Source organism: Paenibacillus campi (genome assembly GCF_034659835.1).
Classification (GTDB): Bacteria; Bacillota; Bacilli; order Paenibacillales; family Paenibacillaceae; genus Saccharibacillus; species Saccharibacillus campi.
Window position 1 is genome coordinate 1159364 of sequence record NZ_JAXSQZ010000001.1, and the last position, 24433, is coordinate 1183796.

The 24433-nt window shown below is 45.5% G+C and carries 17 protein-coding genes and 1 tRNA gene; 11 read left to right on the forward strand and 7 right to left on the reverse strand.

Features of this window, described 5'->3' with window-relative positions:
• Positions 1–7: 7 nt before the first annotated feature.
• Together U1I11_RS04640 and U1I11_RS04645 are read right to left on the reverse strand one after the other, a co-directional pair.
• Complete coding sequence (locus U1I11_RS04640) at positions 8–895, reverse strand: WYL domain-containing protein (protein ID WP_322904202.1); 888 nt, start codon at positions 893–895, stop codon at positions 8–10.
• Positions 882–2180 carry a helix-turn-helix transcriptional regulator gene (locus U1I11_RS04645; RefSeq protein WP_322904204.1) on the reverse strand — a complete coding sequence of 433 codons (1299 nt, stop codon included), beginning with the start codon at positions 2178–2180 and terminating at the stop codon, positions 882–884. Before U1I11_RS04645 ends, U1I11_RS04640 begins: the two co-directional genes overlap by 14 nt.
• A 398-nt stretch (positions 2181–2578) precedes the next feature.
• Between U1I11_RS04645 and U1I11_RS04650 the strand changes: the two genes are divergently transcribed.
• Positions 2579–2643 (forward strand) — tRNA-OTHER (locus U1I11_RS04650).
• Between the two features lie 787 nt (positions 2644–3430).
• Positions 3431–4981 carry a TROVE domain-containing protein gene (locus tag U1I11_RS04655; RefSeq protein WP_322904514.1) on the forward strand — a complete coding sequence of 517 codons (1551 nt, stop codon included), beginning with the start codon at positions 3431–3433 and terminating at the stop codon, positions 4979–4981.
• A 370-nt stretch (positions 4982–5351) separates the two neighbouring features.
• On the opposite strand, the gene U1I11_RS04660 is transcribed toward U1I11_RS04655, so the two are convergent.
• The 4 genes from U1I11_RS04660 to U1I11_RS04675 form a co-directional block, all read right to left on the reverse strand.
• Positions 5352–7085: a cellulase family glycosylhydrolase gene (locus tag U1I11_RS04660; RefSeq protein WP_322904516.1), complete on the reverse strand. Its 1734-nt coding sequence runs from the start codon at positions 7083–7085 to the stop codon at positions 5352–5354.
• 612 nt (positions 7086–7697) lie between these two features.
• Positions 7698–8198, reverse strand: coding sequence for a GNAT family N-acetyltransferase (locus U1I11_RS04665; RefSeq protein ID WP_322904206.1), 501 nt, complete (start codon positions 8196–8198; stop codon positions 7698–7700).
• Positions 8199–8546: 348 nt separating this feature from the next.
• Complete coding sequence (locus U1I11_RS04670; RefSeq protein ID WP_322904208.1) at positions 8547–9533, reverse strand: glycoside hydrolase family 5 protein; 987 nt, start codon at positions 9531–9533, stop codon at positions 8547–8549.
• Positions 9534–10263: 730 nt separating this feature from the next.
• On the reverse strand, positions 10264–11388 hold the full coding sequence (locus U1I11_RS04675) for an AGE family epimerase/isomerase (RefSeq protein ID WP_322904518.1): 1125 nt from the start codon (positions 11386–11388) through the stop codon (positions 10264–10266).
• Positions 11389–12499: 1111 nt separating this feature from the next.
• On the opposite strand from U1I11_RS04675, the gene U1I11_RS04680 reads away from it, so the two are divergent.
• From U1I11_RS04680 to U1I11_RS04700, 5 genes are all read left to right on the forward strand, one after another.
• The gene (locus U1I11_RS04680; RefSeq protein WP_322904209.1) at positions 12500–13075 is read left to right on the forward strand and encodes a DinB family protein; all 576 of its coding nucleotides are present in this window, start codon (positions 12500–12502) and stop codon (positions 13073–13075) included.
• Positions 13076–13396: 321 nt separating this feature from the next.
• A complete protein-coding gene (locus U1I11_RS04685) occupies positions 13397–14023 on the forward strand; it encodes a YdcF family protein (RefSeq protein WP_322904211.1) in 627 nt (208 codons plus the stop codon).
• Between the two features lie 541 nt (positions 14024–14564).
• Entirely contained in the window at positions 14565–15194 is a 630-nt protein-coding gene (locus U1I11_RS04690) for a hypothetical protein (RefSeq protein ID WP_322904213.1), read from the forward strand.
• Positions 15195–15298: 104 nt separating this feature from the next.
• Complete coding sequence (locus U1I11_RS04695; RefSeq protein ID WP_322904215.1) at positions 15299–16039, forward strand: spermidine synthase; 741 nt, start codon at positions 15299–15301, stop codon at positions 16037–16039.
• Between the two features lie 127 nt (positions 16040–16166).
• Positions 16167–16400: a type II toxin-antitoxin system RelE family toxin gene (locus U1I11_RS04700; protein WP_322904520.1), complete on the forward strand. Its 234-nt coding sequence runs from the start codon at positions 16167–16169 to the stop codon at positions 16398–16400.
• A gap of 255 nt (positions 16401–16655) precedes the next feature.
• Here U1I11_RS04700 and metE read toward each other — a convergent pair whose 3' ends face one another.
• On the reverse strand, positions 16656–18944 hold the full coding sequence (gene metE, locus U1I11_RS04705) for a 5-methyltetrahydropteroyltriglutamate--homocysteine S-methyltransferase (protein WP_322904217.1): 2289 nt from the start codon (positions 18942–18944) through the stop codon (positions 16656–16658).
• A gap of 437 nt (positions 18945–19381) precedes the next feature.
• On the opposite strand from metE, the gene U1I11_RS04710 reads away from it, so the two are divergent.
• The 4 genes from U1I11_RS04710 (at position 19382) to U1I11_RS04725 (ending at position 24241) form a co-directional block, all read left to right on the forward strand.
• On the forward strand, positions 19382–19993 hold the full coding sequence (locus U1I11_RS04710) for a hypothetical protein (protein ID WP_322904219.1): 612 nt from the start codon (positions 19382–19384) through the stop codon (positions 19991–19993).
• Between the two features lie 199 nt (positions 19994–20192).
• On the forward strand, positions 20193–21086 hold the full coding sequence (locus tag U1I11_RS04715) for an NAD-dependent epimerase/dehydratase family protein (protein WP_322904221.1): 894 nt from the start codon (positions 20193–20195) through the stop codon (positions 21084–21086).
• Between the two features lie 393 nt (positions 21087–21479).
• Positions 21480–21869 carry a hypothetical protein gene (locus U1I11_RS04720; protein WP_322904222.1) on the forward strand — a complete coding sequence of 130 codons (390 nt, stop codon included), beginning with the start codon at positions 21480–21482 and terminating at the stop codon, positions 21867–21869.
• A 905-nt stretch (positions 21870–22774) separates the two neighbouring features.
• Positions 22775–24241 (forward strand): aldehyde dehydrogenase family protein, encoded by a 1467-nt coding sequence (locus tag U1I11_RS04725; RefSeq protein ID WP_322904224.1) that lies wholly within the window; start codon positions 22775–22777, stop codon positions 24239–24241.
• The last annotated feature ends 192 nt before the right edge of the window (positions 24242–24433 follow it).

Sequence of the window (24433 nt, forward strand, 5' to 3'; positions counted from 1 at the left end):
TGTCTTTTTATTCATCGTCATTATCAGCATGATTTGCTGCCTGATTGTGTCGATCTTGCTGCACGCTCGCGACGGTCTGCGCGCTCGCTGCCGCCGCATCGACTCCGTACCGGGCAAGCGCACGCACTGCGGTATCTTTCATCCGTTGCTTAAACTTATCCCCTTCGGTAATTTGCACACGTTTACCGAGAAAGCGCAGCCGATTAAGCACATATTCTCGTTCCCGATTAGTAAAGCGCACATGAATACAATATGTTTGTTGCTGTTCGTCAAAGCGTACACGTTTGTCAAAGCAGGAAAAGGCATGCAAAATACGGGTCAGCTCTTTATTGTAAATCGGCAGCACTTGTACGGTAATTTCATGGCGATCAGCCTGTATATACAGTTCCAGACGCTGGCAAATGGCATTATATGACTCCGCTGCAATCGCTTGCTCAGTCGCCGTATGAATATGAGCTAGACGCGTCGTCATAGGTGCCGAGCGATCCAAATTGAACCAGTGCACATACCATTCCTGCCTTGCCGCCGAATATTCCAGTCGCCACGGCACACCACATTCGGGAGCGACCAATTGCCCGTGTTTATTTTGCCGTTGCAGTACTACGGCTTGTTTGTTGCGTATGATCCGGCGCAGCGGATGCAGCATTGCCGGGAACTCGGTATGCTGGCTGGAAGCTGCTTTTTCCACGACCATTTCACGTACAGCTGGCAGATGATCCGGTTCCAGTTGCTGATGGAGCCACATTAATGTCGCTTTGTCAAATGCTAGCGCAGCCGCATCGGTAGCGAGCATCAGCTTTAGCCAGGAGCGTTCCTGCGTCGTTAACGTAAAAATTTGCCGTTCTTCTAGCCTTGCAGCGAGCTGATAACTGAATATTTTCTCAAATGGATTCATAATAATCGGTCAGCTCCTTCCATTCCTCAATCAACGATTGACGTAGCTCGGCAGGTTCCAACACTTCGCAAGACGAGCCAAAACTACGTAGCCACGGACGAATTTCGATCCAGCCGTTCACATCAATCTCAAATCGAAAGCTATGCTCATCCTCGTCTGTAATGATGCCCCATTGCCCTTGTAAACGAACCCGTTCACGAATAAAATCATGTTGTGTCACAGGTGGCTTGAAAAAGCGCGCTTTAACCTTCACCGTATCTCCGGTATCGATCAACCAGCTATGCCGAATCCGTCTGTCCACCTTAGCAAGCCGACTTGTAAATGTATCATCATCCACTGCCTGTTCTCCGGCAATATCGACGATTCCATCCATTCGAAACTTGGCAATTTTGCCGCTTGCCAGCGTGCCGATCAAATACCAGCGTCCATATTGATGATCGTAAATGATACGTGCTGGTAACATATGCTGACGTACCGGCGCCTGACCATTGCTAAATAGCGGATTCGTACTGCGCGCAGCATACGCCCGTTTACGGCTAGGCGAGTAATATTGAAACGATACATAACGTTGCTGCTCGATCATACTCAGCAATGCTGCCAAATGCGCTTCATCCAAAATGCGTGCTTCATAATGATAACGATAACTAAACGGCTCCAATAGCGCCTCATCCCATTGCTGCTCTGGCACGGCAGAGCGAAGCGCAATTTTCAAATTGTCGCGCAGCAAATAACCTTGTACCGAAGGAAGCCGTGTATGTGCCATCACATCGACAAATTCGTATAGATCAAGCAGTTCATTAGCGGACAATGGCTCGATCAGATCATGATTGAGCCGATAGCGATAAGGACGTCCGCCCGCTTCACGCCGTACAACGCCCATTTCTTCCAAATAACGAAGATCAGAGCGAATCGTTTTCTCATCCGGTGGTGCTGTCGTACAATCGGCAAGCTGCTCATCACATACATGCAGTAGTTCAGCAGCGGTATGCGCTTGCTGCTGCAATGCGGTCAGCAAAAGCGGCAGCCGCCGCGTCTCCGATTCTTTCATCGATTTGGCACGGAACAGAAACAGCAATATCGGCTCGGCAGAGTCTGCATACCGATAACCGAACAATTCGGTCAGATCATGTTCGCCATTCAGCTCTTTAAGCCGCCGAATCGTTTTATCAAATGTATGTACGGAAATGCCAAGTCGCCCGGCAAACTGCTGCCGATCAAACGCATCGCCAGTAAGCGCCAACAGACGCAAAAACTGGATTTCTTTATCAAAACTTTCTTTTGCCATCGGGAAATGCCTCCAATCATGCTGTAATGAGGGTGCCAACTTTTTGGTGGGGAGCATCTATGTGGGCACGGAATAAGGGAAAGCACTTCTGTCTCGCACAGAAAGCTACGCAGTAGGAGAGAATGTAAGTACCTATGCTTGAAATTCGCAAATATTAGAAATCCGTTCTTCCCTTTATTGTCTTACTTTTATTCCGAGCTGTTCACACGCTACGGTAGATTATTCTATTGTAGCATCAATCGATGCTGTCGCTAGCGTGTACGTCATTTCATTGGCACTAAGCTTTTTATCCATCAATCACCATTCGCCATACTTTTGCCCTGTTGCTGATCCGTCGGCTGTGAGAAGATAAGGTCAACCAAGCAGCAGTGCAGCAACGTACCACTTCACATATCCGAGGCGTCTGGGAGGGTTACTTCGAATCCTAATCGACAGGTCGCCGGTTCGAATCCGGTTTCCGCCGTTTATGGCGGAATAGCTCAGCGGTAGAGCGGTAAAAAACCTTCTCACCCTTTTCCTCGGATATGTGCTTTTATGAATAAATGGCGTATACAACAACTAGTACATTGACCGAGATGAATTGGAGTGTTGAAGCTGGCTCAAGCTATTATGGATGAGGATATTAGCACACAATCAAAGTTGAAATTTAACTTGGTCTGCATACTAACCGATCCCTAGCAACTGCTATAACTTTTTCTAAGACTGACAAAATATTAAGTTTATATCACGCTTTTAAAAATAATGTTTCCATATCCGAGGCGCCTGGGAGGGTTACTTCGACTGTTAATCGACCGGTCGCCGGTTCGAATCCGGCTTCTGCCGTTTATGGCAGAATAGCTCAGTGGTAGAGCGGTAAAAAACCTTCTCACCTTTTTCCTCGGATATGCTTTTAAGTACGATCAAGGAAATTGCATAGTTGTATGGTAGATAAGCAGAGTGCTGCATAGATTATAGCATCACAAGAGCATCACGATAGCTTTGGCTAGATGGACAATTAGCAATCTAACATAAGCAGGAATGCCCAATAGTATAGAGGAGTACAATACAGCTCTATTTTATATAATTAGTTCTTTTAACAATAGTTAAAAGCGTCAATAATTCTGCTTATCTGCCATACCACCATGCGTACTATGCGCAAATGATTCAACAGATAGTACAAATTTTAGGATAGAAAATTGCTTTTACCATAACACGATCTATTGATAGTCCATTAATGTATACCCCATCACTCGCCAAAAGGAGGAACAATGATGAGCCAAGCCAAAAAATTATTCGATTCCGCAGCAGCCACGACCTACAATCGTGAAGGGTTTCAAGCATACAATCGCAGTGTGGAGGAGGAGTATGTGCAGCTGCTGCTAACGAATACATTTGCTAATACATTTTATGCTGATCAGCAGCAGTTGATTGCCGAAGCGCGCAGCATGCATGAGCTAATGCTAGAGTTGGATGCGGAGTTTATGGCGCGTGCGTTAGTGTTTGCACGCAATAAAGGTTTTATGCGTTTGCAACCATTATATGGGCTGGCACTGCTATCCAAAGCGCGTCCCGATTTGTTTGCGGCTGTGTTTACACGGGTCGTGCGGATTCCGTCCGATTTGGCTGATTTTCTAACTATTTTGCGCGGGCTGGGACGTGGGCAGGGAGGACGTGCGGTTAAGCGGCAAGTGACGCGTTTTCTCGGCGGTGTGAGCGAATATTGGGCACTCAAATATAATGGTCGTGGACGTGGCTTTAGTTTGGGCGATGCGATCGCGACGGCACATCCAAAGCCGCACAATGAACAGCAGCGCGCATTGTATCGTTATTTATGCGGACAGGAAGCGGATTTGTCACAGCTACCGCAGCTTCACGCCTTGGAATGTTTTAAACGCGCAACAACCGATGATGAGCGCATCCGCTATATTCGCGCCGGCAAATTACCGTATGAAACAGTAACGAGTACCGTACAGCCAAGCAAACGACTATGGATCGAACTGATGCAGCAAATGCCTGCTTTTGCGCTGTTGCGACATCTGAACACACTCCATCGTCAAGGCGTATTTACAAGTTCAGGCACACATAAAGCACGTAAACTGAAAACAGAGCAACTGGACTATGTACGCCGTCGTCTGCATGATACCGAAGCGCTGCGTAAAGCGAAAATTTTGCCGTTTCGTTTTGCCCATGCTTATTACGAAGTTGAACTGCCAGAACTGCGCACTATTCTCGCGGAAGCGGTTGATCTGACCTTTCATAATGTGCCAAGTTTGCCTGGCAGAACGGCGATTTTTCTCGATATTTCCGGTTCGATGACCGGCGAATATTTGCAGACCGGTTCGATCTTTGCGCTGGCACTTTACAAAAAGACGAGTGGCAACTCATTGTTTTGGACATTTGATACACTCGTCCAAGATGTGCATCCATCGCGCGACGAAAGCATTATGAAGCAGGCGGAACGTATTCGGGCGCGCGGCGGCACCGATACAGGCGCTCCGGTACGTGAATTGATCCGTCAAAAATACAAAGTGGATCAGATCATTATGATTACCGATGAGCAGCAAAATACAGGCAGCCCTTTTTACCGGGAATTGCAAACGTATCGCCAGAGCGTAAACCGTGATGCAAAAGCATTTATTATCGATATCGCGCCTTATCGCAGCACGATGACACCGCCGGATGATTTGCGTACGTTTTACATTTATGGTTGGAGTGATACGGTGTTATCGTTTATTGCGCACACATCGAGAGGATTTGGCGGGATGGTGAACGCAGTGCAGCAGGTTGAATTGGAGTCGCAAGAGGAGCAGAATGATCATTAGATTGAGACAATGATCCGAGCAGACGAGGCATTTGTTGTTACCAAATCAGACCGATTGCAAGTTTTTGAGATGATTCAACAGAGCAGCGATGTTCTCCTGCTACGATTCCAGTATATTTTTCATAAAATATAGTCCATCAGACGCTGAATTTAAGCTGGTAAGCCTACTAGCAGCTTGTCTCAAATACATTTACAGTTTGTCGATCTAACCATTGCTTGGTACTGAATCGATTGAAGTACGTTTAAACACAATTTTCATTTGAGACAGCCTACTAGTAAAATCTGATTTTCAGCTCGTGTGCAGACCTATATGCAAAAAGATTGCACCCATGTTCATTCATGGGTGCGATCTTTGAGCTGTCATTAGCGAATTAAGAAGCTGTACCGGTTACATTGCTGCCGTTTTTCGTAATTTTGTACGTGACTGTCTCACCGCTCCAGAAGTAAAATTTCAGATTCACTACGCCATCTTGCGTATCATTAAATAGAGCAGGCTGTAGCTTGATCGAATTGCCGCTGTAGTTTGGACTGAATGTAGTTTCGAATTCTTTGTATGACGTCCAGTTTTGCGGCCCGGCATTACCACCGGTTGCATACGTAGCTTCCATTGTGGCAAGCTGATCGCCATTAAATACAGTTGGGATGTTAAACGAACTAGTCGTACCTTGTGTGTTGGATAGCTTTGGTGTTGTATACAGTACGATTTTAAATTTCCAGTCTGTACCTTGATTGAATTTGGCGGTGAGCGTAGCGGTTGTTCCGAGCTGTCCGGAAGCGATAAGTTTGGACAACTGGCTCGCTTTGATCGTCAGCATATTGCCATTGATCGTATAATCCGCTCCTTGTTGCAGCACTGTATTGCCGGCACGGAGGGAGACAAATTGAGTGCCATTCAGATTCAAATTGATCGTTTTATCTTGTACAGCAGCCCCCTTTTTCAAATAGATCAAATCGCTGTCAGCTGTAGCTGAACGTATGTTCCAGCTCGTTTTGATCAGGTTAAACAGTTCGGGATCAGACCATTGGAAGCTAGTGCGACCAAAGTGTTGTCCATTATCCCATAGCATAGTAGCGATTTTCTTTTGTTTTGTATAATAGCCGAGATATTCGAAAAATTTAAGTTTTTCGCCTTGTTCGATGACACCGGTACTTTTATCAAAGCCGAGCAGACCGTATTCACCGAGAATGACCGGAATACCGCGTGCTGTGAACGTGTTGTACGCATTATCAAATGTAGTCGTTATATCTTGCTGCACTTCGCTGTTAAATTTAGTGTAGCCAGCGATGTTCACGCTAAATGGCCAGAAACCATAATAATGTACCGTTGCAATCAAATTGCTGTCATTTAGCTTAGTGATCGTATTGTATAGCGCTGTCATCCGTGTCTGGGTAGGCGATCCTTCCAGTGTCGATAGCACGAGCGGACGAGTCGCATTTTGACCGCCAGAACTGCGCAGTATGTTATGGAATGACATATTCAATTCATCGAGCAGTTGTTGCTGTTTACCTTCATCGGTTGTACCACCTTCTGTAAAACGTGGCTCATTCACACTTTCAAACATCAATTTGTTCGATGTGTTTTTGAAACGGTTGGCGATTTGCGTCCAGACGGCATTGTAGCGTGCCAGTGTACGATCATGTTGTGGCTCCATTTTGCTAATCCAGACCCATGAATCATGGTGCACATTAATCATTACGTACAGATTTTCGTTAAGCGCCCAATTCACCACTTCTTCCACACGATTTAAATACGTAGCATCAATCGTATAGTTAGGAGCGGCGCCGATATGTGAGTCCCAGGTGACCGGAATGCGGATACTTTTATACCCTTGAGCTGCGATTTGTTTGATTAGCGATTCAGTAACACGCGGATTGCCCCAAGCGGTTTCATCGGCACCTACCGCATCAAGCGAGTTGCCAAGATTCCAACCCGGCTGCATCGCATCGACATAAGCTTGCATATTGGTAGTAGCAACAGCGGATGGCTGTGCTTCATCAGATGGTTCCAAACTTGCAGCTGAAACAAAAGCGGCAGGCAATAGCGATATGAACAAAGCGGTAGCCAGCGTCAAAGAAACCCAAGTACGATACGTGCGTTTAATCATCATATTCTCCTTTGGCAACTTTATTTTTTTGAAAGCGCTTTCTAATTTATAAAATATCATACTAATTTTTTAAATAAAACCCAAAAAATTACATATAAAATCATATGAAAATTAGTGATTTTCCATATAACGTACAAATGTATAATATATCGGAAATTGGAAAGTAGTAACTATACTCTGTGCGCAGATGATGCCAAGATGAAAAGTGTGAAATGGTCATATCGATAAAGCGGGAAGTGGATCACAGTTGCTATAAGAAAATAAAGTTTACAAAGAGGGACGATAGCGAATAGAGAAGGCGAGCGCCAAAGGAGAGCCAAACAAGCAAACCGCACCACAACTGAGCAGCATGCACAAAAGACGAGTTAAACAGAGTGGAACGATCAACTATGCGCATAACTGACGAAAAGCGATATCGTTTGCACAGTTTAGATGAAGATTGCGAAGTAATACGACTATGCATTACAAGCTTGCTTCCACATTACGGTGTCGCGCCCATGTGAAGCTGTATCACTGCATACGGGGCGCAGCAATATAACTTGTCACATGGGGCGATTCCATGAAGGTTGTAGATGCAATTGTATTCGTTTACAGCCTATTGCCCATAGAAGACTATAGAAACAGCACCATCAGTTCTTCATCATGATAAGCATCACCGATTTTGAGGGCGCGCCAGTCTTTACCGTACGTTTCAAAGCCGAGTGCCATATATAGACGCTTGGCTGGCTCATTATGCGCCATCACCGACAAGTACAGCTGTTCAATCCCGCCTAGCTCGCGCGCCAACCCGATCGCATGCTGCATCAGTTGGCGGCCTGTACCGGAGCCGCGATGTTCTGGACGCACATACATCGCCACAATGTTAGCACGATGCTTGAGCTTAGTTCTTCGTTCAGGGCTTAACGTCACCGCCCCGATCAATTGTTGATCCAGCCATGCCCCGATCGTAAATTTGTCGTCAGTGCTTAAACGATCGTTAAAACGCTCGATCGGCCATGCCAATTCTTCTTCATAACTGGAAGCAAACGCTTCCGGGTATTGCTCCAGTGCTTCTAACCGTAGCTGACGATATGCCTCGGCATGACTGGCATCCAATCGATGGATATTCATCATGAGCCTCCTTTAGGGCGCAAAAAAATAGAATTCGTAAACCAATCCCTCTTATTATAGCCTGAAAGATAGTGTGCTGTCTGCGTCAATTCTGCTCCATCATAACGAATTTTTGCGTCACACACAAAGAGCCACCGCCGATATAAAGCGGTGACTGTCAAACGAGTTCAGCAGAGGAATCTGTGTCTGCAATGCTGTATACGCAGCTAGTTTAGGCGCGCATGCAGCGAGCAGCACGATCGGTATAGGTTGACCTTGCCTAACGCTTAGCATACGTTTTACAGTTACGGATCGTGATCCGGTGTGATCGTTTATTGTGCACCCATCTACCGAGCAACAGCGTCTGCATCATTATTGAAAAATACCCGCTTTGTTCGAAGTTGCTTGAATGCCATTCGGATCGTTAACGACCGTCTTGCCAAATGAGGTCAAGCTGCCGTTTGGACCTGTCGCCAGATCGAGATAGCTTAGATCGTTATTGTTGCCGTACCACGACCAAGCGAGCCAGCCTACCCCTTTTTGCTGACCATAACGCATAATCGCCAATTCATCAACATCACCATTCGTATGCTGTCCGCCAAATTCACCGATAATAAGCGGCAATCCTTTGTTCAGCACGCCTTCCATATTGGCTTTGACGATCGCATCGGTGCCGCCCGCATATTCATACATATGGATGGAAAAGACGGTGTTTTTGAGCGAATCTGCCGCAAATACGTGTTGACCGTAATCGACGATCGATTGCGGATATTGCCCCCAGCCTGCCGCGTCAACGATCAATGTATTTTTAATACCGGCGTTGCGCAGTTTGGGGATCGCTTGTTTGTAACCGTCTGCCCATGCGCTGCCATTCCACGTGCCGTACCATTCATTAGCAATATTGACGATGACACGATCTTCTTTGCCGATTAATGCGTCCTTGATACTAATCCAGTAATTTACCGCAGCATCAAGTGCAGCCACATCATCTTTGCCTGTTGCATCATGCACTTCCAGTACAGCGATCATTTTGTTCTGATTCACGAGCGAAATGATATTTTTGACCGAATGGAGATCATCTTTTGTGTATTGTGTGCCATTGGACAGTACAATGCGTACCGTATTGGCACCTGTTTTGGCGATGGCAGGGATCGCAGCGGTCAGATCATTTTTGAACCAGGTGTGTGCATGATTTATACCGCGCATGACAAATGGTTTGCCAGTGGAATCGTACAATTTGGTGCCGCTTACGTAAAAGCCGGTCGCAGCCGCAGTTTCGCCTGCCAATCCAGTCAAACCGTACATAGCCAGCAGTGAGACGAGCGTGAACAGTATTGCTTTGCTCAGTAGCTTTTTCATACATTAGCCTCCGATTCGTCATTTATTTATTTTAACTTGTGCGAGTGTTGTATAGGCATGCAATAAACGTTTACCTTCGCAAAGCTAAATTATAGGGAAGAAGCGGGCATACTCGTTATCGTTATCGCTTGTACCGGATTGCTTTGCATATCACTTCTGCTCGGTGTTTTAGTGAATTTCAAACAGATAGTAGCCGTTTAGCGATTGCCATCTTATACGTTATTTAATAAAGCACAGAATATACATATCATGGCAGCGTAGACAATAGTAAAACGCAATAGCCAAAACTAGTTCATATTCATTCATAGCAACCTCAGTGACATAGGTTGAATGATTAATTTTTCTAAATAATTAAAATAAAAGAAAAATTATACAGTAAAATGCAAAAAAATATATTGCCATACTTTTAAATCAAACACTTTATACTCCATCTATAGGCTAATTCCTCCTGCCACGATCCGGCTGAACGTAGAGACAGCCGGATGGGCACAGAACAGATGGGCACACCATTTCAAATTAACATAGTAACTGACAATGCGTATTTTATAATGAGTCAAATGTTCACACATCGATTTGTTGACCGAGATCATCTGGCAGCTATTTTCGACTAAGGTAGCCAGCTGAATTTTGCTTGTAGCTCGGTGCTGCCAGCGTTTTGAGCGTTGCGTATTTTGGATACAGTGACACTACGACACTCATTTTCCGGGCACTATCGTACAGGCTAATCTATTTATTCAGCAGTCATTTCATCGATCCTCGTCATCATTTCAATGCAAAAGCGGCTATTATGATACGGGCATTTCCACAGTCCGGCAATTTCGCGTGTGCCAGGCTGTCCATCGTCTCCGACCGACCAAAACCACTCGCTACCTGGACGGGAATCGATCATATGTGTACGGGTATAGTTCCATAGCCCGGCAACCCGTTCCAGAAAACGATCATCACCGGTACGCTGATACGCATTGTAAAAGCCAACCATCGCTTCCGCCTGCACCCACCAAATGCGTGTCCGATCGATATGATCATGCTCCTGCTCATTGATGAGCGAACCATCCGGCTGTATCGCATATTCAGCTACACGATCGGCAAGTCCTTGTACCATATCGACATATTCGGACTGCTGACAAGCGAGCGCTTGCATCGCCTCATCGATCAGCCAACTTGCTTCGATATCATGACCAAATGACGTCAGATCAAGGAGCGACTGCCAGTTACGATCAAAAAATACATGCAAACGGCGTTGCTCCGTGTCATACATATGGTGCCTTAAAATGATAAGCAACCGTTCCAGCGCCGTCTTTACACGTTCGTTCTGCCATACACGATACAATGTTGTATACGCTTCCAAAACATGGATATGCGTATTCATCGTAATGTCTGCGATTACACCATTTTCGCTTAACATTTCATTCGGTTGCTGCTGCCACCAGCGATCAAATTCTTCACGATATGCGCCGATATCGGCATCATAACCGACGCTTTCGATCAGTTCGAACAATGCAATCGCCTGCTCTAGCGCCGCCGGTGTAGCGGTTGCGCGATAATATTCGCTCAATGCATAGACGGCAAACGCCTGATTGTACACATGTTTACGTGTATCGAGCGGCTTCCCCTTATGATCGACCGACCAGTAGATGCCTTGATGCTCAGCATCGGTCAGCGCACCGCTTAGAAAACGATAGGCATGATGTGCATGCTCGGCAAGCTGCGGATCACCGGTCATCCGGTAAGCAGCGGCAAACGACCATAACAATCGTGCCGTAGCGATCCCGCCTTTCGGCTCGTTATGTTTTCGTTCCAGTTCGTATGTTACTTCACCATAATAGCCTCCATATTGCTCATCTTTCAAATTCATCCAAAATGGAACGATATGCTGTAGCCATTCCGCTTTGATTTCGGCGCGTAATCGTGCGGTTGATATCGTTGTCACAGGCACACCCTCCTTCATCACTTTATCGATTACTTTATAAAGCAATATAATGACATCCTAACTACAATGTCAATTGCAAAATAGCGAATACATCATTTAACGCGCAAACACAAACGATGTAAACTGGAAATGAATGCGGATGAACGTAGCTATGCGATCTATACAAACTCTATTTTAACTTAATCGATTACGTTAAATTGAACAATCGCATTCAGGCTGGCGCGTTATAGGTAACCGCATGCGACCATGAGCTTTGCTTGTCATCGATTCAACTTGCCGTTCAACATACAATTAAATCACGTATATAACTGCTTATTTACTATAAAATACACATATAAATGCTTACTATAATGCTTACTATGACGAGATGATCAGGCATGGAGCAAGCTAATAAATTACAAATAAACCGTCTGCTTGCATACATAAACGTGGTAGAGACGCTAAATGGAGCGCTTCAATTTAAAAGTAGCTGTATTTTTATCGATGTCAGTATACGTAACAATACAGTCATATACGATTTGTATAGTTGAAGCGAAAAGGGTAGCTTTTACGCGATTTTCAATAAAATCATTGTTTGTTGCAATGAATGCAAAAGTCGCACAACGTGCATAATCGATATGAAAGCGCTGCTTCCTTGTTGCACAATTCTAGTAGACTGGCGGCTTAGCTCATTTGACATATTAGCTGTTTGACTGACACTGACGAAAGGAAGGGGATAAAGGTTTGAAGACGCTGTCTAGCCTGGATTTTAGGGCACTATTTTATAAGCGTACCGGTTCCATTTGTACATTTCAATTTATTCGTACTTGTCTTGTTTACACTATATCGATTCCATATTCACCCATATGATAAAACAAAAAAGAACAGGTTTCCCCTAATCGAAATGGCAATAAATTGGAATACAAACTACACTATCAAAGTTACCGCAATAAATTGTTAACATTGATGTAAACAAATATCACAAAATGGACATGGATTATTTGGTAGAAGCTGGTGTACACTATGCTCATACTTTTATTTATGAGGAGGAAAGAATATGGAAAACGCCAAGTTTGGTTCGCTGTTTTTAGAAATTTCCGTCCAGCGGATGTGTGAGCTGTATCGTCATAAATTTAGTGCAGCACTGGAACATTTGACCGCAGAGCAGTTATGGATACAACCGTATGACAATGCCAATACGACAGGCGGAATTGTGATGCATGTGATCGAGCATATTCACCGTAATGTGCTTCGTCTGAATGAACGCGAAAGCTTACTACCTTCTGGCTTTTCCAACTATTTCCCTGATACGTACGAATCTCCACAAGCGGTCATGGCGCAACTGGACGCTGAACTTGCTGCCTGGCGTGACACGATCACTCGATTGCTGGACAATCCGTCTACGATTCAGCCGGATCATCTGCACGATATTTATCATCTAGTTGAGCATACGAGCTATCATTTAGGTCAAATTCTCGATCGCACACGCGCTGCGACCGGAACGGAATTTAATTTTGCACAAAATGGTCTGAACGAACGTAATTTGCGCAGTCAAATCGAACACAATCGCCGGCGGCAGGAGTTTATCGCACGCAAACATACGCCACTTGCTTTGTCCACAGACGCATTATAAACGGAAGTGGCAATAGGGAAATGGACGATCCTTTGTTGATGCTTCCACAACGAAACGTATACTATCCAATGAATACGGAAGGAATGACGATGGATATAGCTGACGAGTATGATACAGACGAATATAATGAAAACGCTCTATAAAGCCTCAGCGCGCTCTGTGGAATGACAGCAGCAAACTGAGGCTTTGATTTGGATTGCAATCAAGTCGTACATACCGGATAATATATAAGGACAGTTTGTTATGTGTATTGGCGCTCTGACGCCAGTCTGATCATGATCGATTAGTTTACGATCACAACGCTGAAAGATGGAGAATATAATGTCTAAATTTAATGAACACAAACGCCATCTGTATACCCGACTAGCAATACGCGTCGTGTTAACGCTTGTCATTGCTTATACGGTGTTATTTGCCTTTTCCGCTTATTCGATCTGGACGTTTGGACAGAACAATCAGGTCGCTACAACCGATGCAGCGATTGTACTCGGCGCTGCTGTTACCGATAATCAGCCGTCACCGGTATTGCGCGAACGTATCCAGTATGCGGTCTGGTTGTATAAGCAAGGGCTGGTCGGCAAGCTTATTTGTACCGGAGGTGCGGATGAGGCGGGCAAGCTAAGCGAAGCCGAGGTGGCGCGTCAATATGCGATCGAGCAAGGTGTAAAACCAAGCGATATTTTCACCGATACGACTTCACGCTGGACGACGGAAAATATACAGCATACTGCCGAAATTGCCAGCCGTTATCATCTCAAAACATTCACTATCGTCAGCGATCCGCTTCATATGAAGCGAGCGATGTTAATTGCCGAGGTGAACGGGCTAAAGGCATATTCTTCACCAACAACGACTTCGGCATATACAAGTTTCCGTAGCCAAATTCCAATGTTGCTGCGCGAGACGCTTCTGTATACCGGTTATCTGATCACGATACCGTTTCGCTAATGATCGATACCGAACGATGCAGCTATACCGATCGATTAGGATATGTATTCGGCAATAGCGCTGATGTGTAGATGTACGAGTAGAGCATGTTGTATGGTATCGTAGGATAGCAGTAATCGATTTCATTTTGTGTAGAACCACCGAGTTAGAGCATAGACGCGACCTGTGTTGCTATTTTAATGCTGAGCTCTGTTAATGCTAAAATGGATGAGCGCGCGGCAATCAACCATCATATGAAAAGCACCTGCTGCTTATCGGAAACGCAACGTCAAACCGATCGGCAAGCGGTGCTTTTTGCTGTGGTACGGAATATGGGACGCAATAGCTGTTGTTTAGTTTGCTCATGCTTGTCTGAATCGTTGCTGTATGATTGATAATAGACGCAGACCGGGTAATAAATGCAGTCAGCTATCATTGTTTTGTATCCACAATGATACGATAAGATAAGAAACGAATGTACAAACAGGCACAGATGGAAAATGTACAATTGGCAATTTTTTGAGCTGATAGGGGAGAAAAATGACAAAGGAGGAGCACCAATATGCGATATGTACTGCTATTGATCTGGCTTGCTTTTATCGGCTATGCCGTATTTTTGACGCCGGGTACAGGGGAAGCTGATCCTTATTTGCGTTCGCTGTTAACTTTGCAAGCGGATGAGCCTTCGTTAATGGCGATGTTTACGCTGCTCGGTCTGTTTCCGTTAGCATATGCTTGTTTGTTGTTGCGTGGAGATAATCGGGGCATTCCGGCATGGCCGTTTGTGATCGGCTCGTTTGCGCTAGGAGCGTTTGCGTTGCTGCCGTATTTTATATTGACCGCTTCAGGTCGCTGGGCAGAGCATCATCATGATGTGCGTACAGCACCATCGATTCGCCGTAGTGCAGAGGGAGCGGCAACACATTGGATTTTACTGTTATTGACGGTCGGCGTGATCGCGTATGGCTGGATTGGTGGTGATCAGGCGGCGTATGCGCAAGCATTTAACAGTTCGTCATTTGTACATACGATGACGATTGATTTCGTCGTGCTAACGCTGTTGTCTGTTTATGCTATTAGCCGTGATGAACGAGCAATACGGCAGCCGGCAGGCATAATGTGGATCGGTCTGATTCCAGTCATCGGGCTGCTGCTGTATGTATGGCGTACACGGGAGTCGGTACGAATCTAAACGGTACGGTACAGCACTAGAGTTTGCGCATCATAGCAGCTCACTTTCATTCACAATTTATGTAGTTCATTTATGCTAAGCCGAACAGTAAGGGAGTCGATAAAGTGAATATTGTGCATCGTCAGCAAAGTCAATACGAGCACATTATCGTATATGAAACCGATCGCTTATACGCAGAAAAAGGGCATTTTCGCGTATTGCAGTTTGCTAATGCCGATGTGCAAGGGGCGCTCGATTTGAATGATCCGACGCGCATCGTATTTGAGTATCCACGGGCGATTATTCATTTGCTGGAGCAAAATGTGCCGCAGTTGCAGCATTTATTTATAATCGGTCAAGGGATCGGTACGTTGGGACGGTATTTTGCGGATCGCCAGGTGCAGATTGCGGAGCTGGATATAGCGGTAGCACAAGTTAGTGTGAGCTATTTTGGTTGTGATCCTGCATCGATTTTGATCGGTGATGGACGAGCGATCTTGGCGCAACAACCGGATGGCACCTATGATGGTATTGTGCTCGATGCCTTTAACGAAGCGGGTACACCTCCCCATCTTGTGTCATGGGAATGTTTGCATATGATGTCCGGCAAGCTACATCCACAAGGCTATCTCGTCATGAATCTGATCGGTCGCGGTTTGCACGACATTCGAACCCAGACGATTTATACGACATTGTGCGAAGTGTTCACACAAGTGCAATGTTTCCAATTGCCGGTGGAAAAAAATAGCGATGTGCGCAATCTAATTATGATTGCCGGGCAGCAGCCGATACGTTATCAATTGCGGCAGCTGGCACGGTTTACAGAGATTCAGCCGGATAGAGCGTATGTGCTGTATGATGAGTAGTGGGGAATCGATTTGGAAATGTTTGATCGTCATTTTGCTAATATAAAGCAGACTTATTCTCTCGATGAAGTAAAAAAGAATTGGGTCTTTAACTAACGATGTATACTGTTCGATTTTCAAATATAGTATTAAAAAAGTCAAAAAAATGGATCGCCATCAAGCTGCGCTCTTGATTGGTTGGATCGAAAAGAATGTAATGAATTGCCATAATCTGCGCGCTTACGGAAAGGCGTTGCCTGCCAATCATAAAGGCAAATGGTGCTATCGTATAGGTGCTTACCGCCTATTGGCGTTAATCGAAGATGGAGAAACTTTGATTACTATTATTGATGTTGGACACCGTCAAGATGGGTATGAATAAATATAGACCTATTCGAGTGATCGAATAGGTCTATTTTACGTATCGATAAGCAGAGCTAGATGATGTATAGTACATCTATTCATCACCAAACCGGAGTAGCATGTGGCAAGTCGCTACTCCGGTTTTGGTAATTGCCATTCTGTTTGTTCATTTTATGCCGAGTGTACACATAAATGCAGCAATAGTAATGCCATTCATCTGACCGCTGAGAACGTTAACGTTTCCTCGTTCTCACCGCAGCTTTATCCATACAACTTAAGCGTTCACTTCAACTTCTTGTCCAAGCTGACGACGGATATCGTGAGCGGCTTCGACCATCAGTTTCAGGGCAGCGACCGTCTCTGGATGTTGCCGTGTTTTCAAACCGCAATCCGGATTGATCCAGAACAATTTCGGATCAAGCACACGCAGTGCGCGCTCGATTAGCTGTACGATTTCTTCTTTGGCTGGTACGCGTGGACTATGGATATCGTACACGCCTAGACCGATTCCTTTATCATAACCATGCACTTCGAACGAAGAAATTAGCTCGCCGTGGCTGCGGGATGTTTCGATCGAGATGACGTCCGCATCCATCGCTTTGATCGCATCGATAATATCATGAAATTCCGAATAGCACATATGCGTATGAATTTGCGTCGTTTCTTTCACCGCAGCGGTGGAAAGACGGAACGAACCGACTGCCCATTCCAAATATTCCTGCCATTTGGAGCGTTTCAGTGGCAAGCCTTCACGCAGTGCTGGCTCATCGACTTGAATCATTTCGATACCGGCAGCTTCCAGTGCCAAAATTTCGTCGGAAATGGCGCGGGCAATTTGGTATGACACTTGACTGCGGGCAATGTCGTCACGTACGAACGACCAGTTTAAAATCGTTACCGGGCCTGTCAGCATGCCTTTAACCGGTTTGGACGTTAACGATTGCGCGTATTTCGTTTCTTTGACGGTCATTGGCTCTACAAAGCTTACGTTACCGTAAATAACCGGTGGTTTGACGCAACGGGAACCGTACGATTGTACCCAGCCATTTTTCGTAAAGGCAAAGCCATCCAGTTGTTCACCGAAAAATTCAACCATATCAGTACGCTCAAATTCACCGTGTACGAGCACATCAATGCCGAGTTCTTCTTGAATATTGATCCATTCGCGGATTTCATTTTCGATAAATTGCTCATATTGTTGACTTGTCCATTCGCCAGTACGCCACAGACGGCGAGCGCGACGTACTTCCACCGTTTGCGGGAAACTACCGATCGTTGTCGTTGGCAATACAGGTAGCTGCCATTTTTGTTCATGGATGCGGCGACGCTCCTCGAACGGTACATTACGGGTTGCCGAATGATCGGTATGTGGCTCCTGTGCTGTACGCCAGTCGGAGGAAGCGAGACTGGATACCGCTTTCCGGCTTTGTTCCAGCTCTTGTTGTACAGCCGCTCCACCTGCGTTGGCAGCACGTGCCAGCAATGCCAGCTCGTCCAGTTTTTCATCGGCAAATGCGAGTGCATCGCGCAATACTGGCTCTAGCGCGGTTTCATGTTTCGTTGTTACCGGAACGAGTTGCAGGCTGCAAGACGGTTGAAGCAGGATGCGGTCACGTGATACCGTTTGGGCAATCACATTGATTAGACCGAGCTTTTCTTCCAGATTGGAGCGCCAGATGTTACGTCCGTCGATCAGACCGACACCGATTACTTTATCTTCTGGAAAACCCCAATCGTCTAGCGAGTTCAAGTTTTGCTCCAAACCGTATACGAAGTCCAAACCGATACCTTGTACAGGCAAATCGATCAGCTTGCCAAAACCGTCCACACCTTCAAAATACGTTTGCACAAGCAGATTGCTTGAACCGGAAGCTTCATTCAGCTTCGTATACGCTTGTTGTACAAGTTCCCATTCTGCTGCCGATACGTCCAGTGCAAGTGAAGGCTCATCGATCTGAATCCAGTTTGCGCCTGCTTCGTTCAGTTCGCTTAGCACTTGTGCATACAATGGAACGAGTTTGTCGAGCCATGCTGCCAGCTCATTGCTTTCATAACCTCTGGACAGTTTCAGAAATGTAAATGGACCTACAATGACCGGTTTACCTTCGATACCAAGCTCTTGTTTAGCTTCCAGATACAATTTCAGGACACGGTTTTCGGTCAATTGCGGTGTCAAACCGTTCAGCTCAGGCACGATGTAATGGTAGTTGGTGTTAAACCATTTCACCATCGCACCTGCTGCCGCTTCTTTTGTACCGCGAGCGATGCCAAAATATTGCTCCAGTGTAACCTCTCCACCAGTGTAACCGAAACGGGAAGGTACAAGTCCGAATGTAACGGCAGTATCGAGTACATGGTCATAATACGAGAAGTCGCCAACCGGGATCAGGTCGATGCCTGCTTGTTGCTGCTTGCGCAGATGATCGAGGCGAAGTTGCTTCATCGTGGACAGGAATGTTTCTTTATCTGTTTTACCGCTCCAGTAGCTTTCCAGTGTTTTTTTCCATTCACGTTGTTCACCGAGGCGAGGGTATCCGAGGTTACTGCTAAGAACTGTTGGCATATTCATTTCCTCCTAAGTTTTGGACTGCGATGCAATCGCTTGAGTTGTTTATCATATTACATGATCTGGCGGAAATGTGGTTATACGTTTTGGCTATACCATTTAATGGTATTGAACAATACAGAGCGGAGCACTTGGAGAAAAGTCGATCGTAGCAGGCTTTTATCGATAGAGAGAAGCATACAAAACATATTTTCCAGCCTATACAGCCCGCAAGCAGCATCAATACTGTATTTTGGAAAAAGGTTCAAGGATGGTAAAATAGTAGCGTTCATGCCCTTTGTCCAGACGCGCATGCACTGCATGTTATAGCGATAGCATATAACAAACCGCCAATAACGCCATAAAATAACAACAGATCATACGGCAATCATTGGTCAAAGTATGTTCATACCGTCGCTACGTTGGGCAAAGGATGCATAGTCAAAAGGGGGATCATGATGGGGTTTATGTATTTTTTCTGGGGATTTTTGTGTCAATGGGCGCTCGGTTTTGTTACATCCGCGTTCAGCACGTCCGGCTTGGCTGGAAACTGGATTGATCAAGTGCCATTGCTTGTCGGTTATATGCTGCATTGGCTTGGCTTTATGAAGTTAAAGCCGTTAAATGCCGCTTTTGGCAAAGGAGCGCTCGGCGCGTTAGTGCTAATGTTGTTGTCGATTGTACAAATGTTGCTGCCGGCAAGCAGTGCGCTTACGAGTCAGCCGTGGTGGGGGAGTCTGCTGACCGTGATCGTTATTTTGCCGGAAATGTATATGATCTATTATTTATGCAAAGGCATTGGCGAGCTAGCTGAAACTCGGCATCTGTTCAAATTAAAACAAATAGCGACACGTCGCTGGCAGCTATTTATCTATTGTCAGGTGACGATTGCGCTTGCACTGTTGACTGGTCTGTTTGCTAACCCTGCCGAGCCCAATGCTTGGGGGATCGTATCGGGCATATTTAGTATCGTCTATATCGTTTTAAATCTGATCGTATACGTGTTATTGCTCACCTTTACATGGCGGACGCATAAAGAGATGGAGCTTGCACAAGCGAAAGTATGATGATGAGAATGGATGTAGATGGCAGGTACGTTGTATAGGGAAAGCGGTCGTCATGCTAGGAAGACAGATTAGCTTGTCTTACTTTCATATGTAGTGTGATCGTATGATTGCCTGTTTTGTATATATGGGTATCTTATGGTAGCTGTTGTTCGTTAACAGATTAAAGGCAATGCAAATCCAATTAGGAGGTTGATCTGTAATGACGAATGTACTTGTAATCGGCGGAACACGCTTTTTTGGCAAAAATTTGGTGGAACTGCTATTAGAGCGTGGCAATAAGGTCACATTGCTCACACGCGGACAGACGAGCGATCCGTTTGGCGATGGCATTCAGCGTCTAGTCGCTGATCGTACGGACGAAGCGGCGCTACGTCAAGCTGTAGGTGATAAGCATTATGATGTGGTGTTCGACAATATTTGTTATACACCGCAGGAGGCGCAAGCGGCATGCCGTATTTTTGGCGGTAAAACGGAGCGTTATATCGTTACGTCTTCACTGTCGGTCTATCCGTTTCAAAGTGAGCCATTGCATGAGCATGATGTGGATACACTGCATATGGCGATCAATGACGACCCGGAAGCGAGCTTTGATTATGCTGAGGGCAAACGTCAGGTTGAAGCGGTCTTTTTGCAGCAAACGCGTTTTGCGGCGGCAGCCGTGCGTTTTCCGATCGTACTTGGTCCGAATGATTATACAAAAAGACTGCATTTTCATGTAGGACGTGTACTGCGCGGTGAACCGATCATTATTCCGAATCCGGATGTGTGTATGAATTTTATTCATGAGGAAGAAGCGGCACGTTTTCTGTACTGGCTTGGTCTAGATCGTGAGTTGACCGGTGCGATTAATGCGCGTTCAGAGGAAGAAATTACACTGGTGGCGCTCATTAACGAGATCGAGCGTCAAACGGGCTGTCGTGCGATTGTGCAAAGCAAAGGGGAGGAAAGCAACCAATCTCCATTTGGCGTACCGGATTCATGGGTGATGGACACCTCGCTTGCATTTCGCGAAGGCTTTCGCTTTTACCGTCTGTCCGAGTGGCTGCCAGAATTGATCAGTTATGTGGCAGCAGAGGAAAAAGGAGAACAGTAGTCTGAAAACATGTGCAGTGCATGGTTTCCATTAAATGTATGTTATTCCTATTTTACAATCACTTTATGATAAGCCTATTTAAGTACATTCCAACTTGATTTTTAGCCGTTTATGAGCGATCTAGCTGTTATAAGCGATCTGATCGGCGGAAGATTGGATGATGATAGGATAGCCTGTTATAACGTTGTTTGCTGCCATTTCATAAAAGAGATTAACGAAAATACAGCTCTGTATTTATCGGTCAGTATGATGGCAATACAGTTGTGGAACCTATCACAAACGTACAATGCAACAAACAACAGATGTAAATGGAAAGAGGTAGGAATATAGGGCAGCAAGACGTAGAAAGAACTAAAGTAGAAAGCAGAAAAAAGAAGAAAGGACGGGATCGCTATGAATAAACCGGTTGTACGCAATGATCTATTTGCAGCGGATGTGCCATTGGTCGACGGTGTGATCGAGCATATCGTATCGCTGCCCAATGAGACAAAAGTATATTTTCGCACCGAACAAGGCGCTAAAGCGGTGTTCACATTTGAACAAACGATCGGTGTATGGGATCGCCGTGCAGCAGGGCAGGAGATCGGTGGGCTGTCTACATTGCCGGTAGCGATGGCGAATTTGTATTTGAGTGAATTGTTGCTAAATGATGTAGAATTTGGCGAATTGGACCAGCAAACACTGGACAGTATATCTGTATATTCATTCAACAATAGTTGGAGCGAAATGCCGATTTTGGAAATCGCTGCTGCCGAAATGTTAGTCGAACGAAGCGGATCATAAGCGCTATGTGAACGGTATTAGACAACGAATTCTATCATTTGGTTGAGACAGCCTACTATTATGACTTTATTTGCATCAAAAAGAAAATTCGAACTTTGTTAAACAAGTTTATAATTAAGCCTGGACTGATGTTCACATACCCCAAATTTAATTAAAATAGCGTACTATTCAGATTATAAACATGCGCAGACTCTATTACAGAGTCTGCTTTTTATTTTCATTTTGCTGCTTGATCAGTTCGGCACATATATAGCTATTGCAAGTTATACTACGAAGTTTAGTATAGCTCGGCAATGTTATGTATACTTAACCTGTTTTTCCTGCTGCTCTAGTGTAGAAATATACCACGTCTAACATGCCTTTTTATTACTCAATCACACCGACTCAGTTGCCAACATATGAAAAAAAGCGAGATATTGCGACCGTCTACATGTGCAATGCTATCGACCTAGTTGCCAATGTATAGGTGCCCATAAAACCGTTTGCCGAACGATGACCTGTTTGTTTTGGCTGTAATCCGGTTAAAGGATACCCAGACCCCTTGTTAGTTGTAAGCTTTTTGCCAGTTACAAGCATACAACCGACGATAATGAATCCAGTTTAATGCTAAGGGATACGCTAAGAGCATAGTTGGGATCATTAGTTTTAGATAGAAGTTCGTTAGCTACAGCAGATGGGTATGTATAGAAGCCTATTATACGTGGCAGTAGAGATGAAGGGTAGGTCGTGCATCAATATGTGCTTATTTTAAATACTGTTTATGTCAATCTTCCATCAACCTACGGCACATGCTGTTACAATTCATTGCAGCATGTACACCTCACTGCGATCTGATTCAAACGCGCACGATAACGCTAACAACCTATACGAGCGTATCCCGGCGCAAATTAAAGGAGGAATACGATATGACACTCGTACAATCGAAATTTGCCAAGTGGAGCAAACAATATATTGCAGGCGAATGGATCGAAGGTACTTCCGACAAAACGGTGAAAAACATAAATCCTTACAACGGCGAATTGCTCGTTGAGATGAAAGCTTCCAGTGAAGACGATCTCGACCGTGCTTATCGTAGCGCCGAAAAGGCAGGCAAAGAGTGGGCGAAAACACCGCTCGCTACGCGCGCGCAAGTGATGTACAAAGCAGTCGCCGGGCTGGATGAACGCAAAGCAGAAATCGTTGAGTTGCTCATCGCCGAATCCGGTAGCACCCGTATTAAAGCTGAACGTGAATGGGCGGCGGCACGGCGTGTCGTTGAAGAATCCGCCTCATTTCCGTATCGAATGAAAGGCGAGCTGATCGGCTCCGATATTCCTGGTAAAGAAAATCGCGTCGTACGTGAGCCCAAAGGTGTAATCGGCATGATCGGCCCGTGGAATTTTCCACTACATCTTTGTTTACGTTCGGTAGCGCCAGCGCTTGCACTCGGTAACGGGGTCGTCATCAAGCCTGCTTCTGATACGCCGATTACCGCTGGTTTGCTAATCGCTGATCTGTTTGAAAAGGCAGGTCTGCCGAAAGGGGTACTTAGCGTCGTGAGCGGCAGTGGCAGCGAGATTGGCGATGCGTTTGTCAAACATCCGATCCCAAAACTTGTTTCATTTACCGGGTCTACCGAAGTCGGACGCGGTATCGGCAAGCTGGCAGGCGAACATTTGAAAGATGTGGCGCTAGAGCTGGGCGGAGACAATGCGCTGATCGTGCTGGACGATGCCGATCTCGATCGTGCGGTAGAGGCGGCGGTATTCGGCAAGTTTTTCCATCAAGGACAAATTTGTATGGCGCTTAATCGCATCATTATCGATCAATCTATCTATGATGAATTTACCGCAAAATTTGTAGCCCGCGTGCAAAAGCTGCCTTATGGTGATCCGTCCCGTCAAGAAACATTCGTCGGCCCACTTATTCACGCCAAAGAAGTGGAGCGTCTGCTGGATGTGATCAAACAAGCACAAGAAGCTGGCGCAAAGCTGGAATATGGCGGCAAAGCGGAAGGTACGGTGCTGCAACCGACCGTACTAAGCGAAGTGAAGCCAGACAATGCTGCGGCACAAAATGAGTTATTCGGCCCAGTCGCATTGTTAATCCGAGCGCAAAATGAACAAGATGCATTACGCATTATGAACAGCAGTTGTTACGGGCTAAGCGGTTCAGTGTTCACTACGAATCTGGAACGCGGTTATCGTGTGGCACAGCAGATGGAAACAGGAATGATTCATGTGAACGATCAGTCGGTCAATGATGAAGCACATGTGATGTTTGGCGGCGAAAAGGCGTCCGGCGTCGGCAGATTTGGTGGCGAGTGGGCAATCGACAAATTTACGCGGACTCGCTGGATTAGCATCCAGCAACCGTATCGTGAATTTTTCTAACATTTCATTTATGTTATCTATATCACCTGTATCATCGATTTGATTTGCGTAATTGCCCTCTTGTACAAGCATAAATTAGGTCTGAAGTCAGCCATCATCGCGGCAAAAACAGGACTGAACTATCCGGCTGGAATATCCAAAAAATGGTTTAATCAATTGTTAAAAAGGTTATTAATGAATACCGGAAAGTAC

Bases quoted from the DNA above. Each gene is read 5' to 3' on its own strand.
- U1I11_RS04640 (WP_322904202.1), bottom strand. From the start codon at position 895: ATGAATCCATTTGAGAAAATATTCAGTTATCAGCTCGCTGCAAGGCTA.
- U1I11_RS04645 (WP_322904204.1), bottom strand. From the start codon at position 2,180: ATGGCAAAAGAAAGTTTTGATAAAGAAATCCAGTTTTTGCGTCTGTTG.
- U1I11_RS04655 (WP_322904514.1), top strand. From the start codon at position 3,431: ATGAGCCAAGCCAAAAAATTATTCGATTCCGCAGCAGCCACGACCTAC.
- U1I11_RS04660 (WP_322904516.1), bottom strand. From the start codon at position 7,085: ATGATTAAACGCACGTATCGTACTTGGGTTTCTTTGACGCTGGCTACC.
- U1I11_RS04665 (WP_322904206.1), bottom strand. From the start codon at position 8,198: ATGATGAATATCCATCGATTGGATGCCAGTCATGCCGAGGCATATCGT.
- U1I11_RS04670 (WP_322904208.1), bottom strand. From the start codon at position 9,533: ATGAAAAAGCTACTGAGCAAAGCAATACTGTTCACGCTCGTCTCACTG.
- U1I11_RS04675 (WP_322904518.1), bottom strand. From the start codon at position 11,388: ATGAATTTGAAAGATGAGCAATATGGAGGCTATTATGGTGAAGTAACA.
- U1I11_RS04680 (WP_322904209.1), top strand. From the start codon at position 12,500: ATGGAAAACGCCAAGTTTGGTTCGCTGTTTTTAGAAATTTCCGTCCAG.
- U1I11_RS04685 (WP_322904211.1), top strand. From the start codon at position 13,397: ATGTCTAAATTTAATGAACACAAACGCCATCTGTATACCCGACTAGCA.
- U1I11_RS04690 (WP_322904213.1), top strand. From the start codon at position 14,565: ATGCGATATGTACTGCTATTGATCTGGCTTGCTTTTATCGGCTATGCC.
- metE (WP_322904217.1), bottom strand. From the start codon at position 18,944: ATGCCAACAGTTCTTAGCAGTAACCTCGGATACCCTCGCCTCGGTGAA.
- U1I11_RS04710 (WP_322904219.1), top strand. From the start codon at position 19,382: ATGATGGGGTTTATGTATTTTTTCTGGGGATTTTTGTGTCAATGGGCG.
- U1I11_RS04715 (WP_322904221.1), top strand. From the start codon at position 20,193: ATGACGAATGTACTTGTAATCGGCGGAACACGCTTTTTTGGCAAAAAT.
- U1I11_RS04720 (WP_322904222.1), top strand. From the start codon at position 21,480: ATGAATAAACCGGTTGTACGCAATGATCTATTTGCAGCGGATGTGCCA.
- U1I11_RS04725 (WP_322904224.1), top strand. From the start codon at position 22,775: ATGACACTCGTACAATCGAAATTTGCCAAGTGGAGCAAACAATATATT.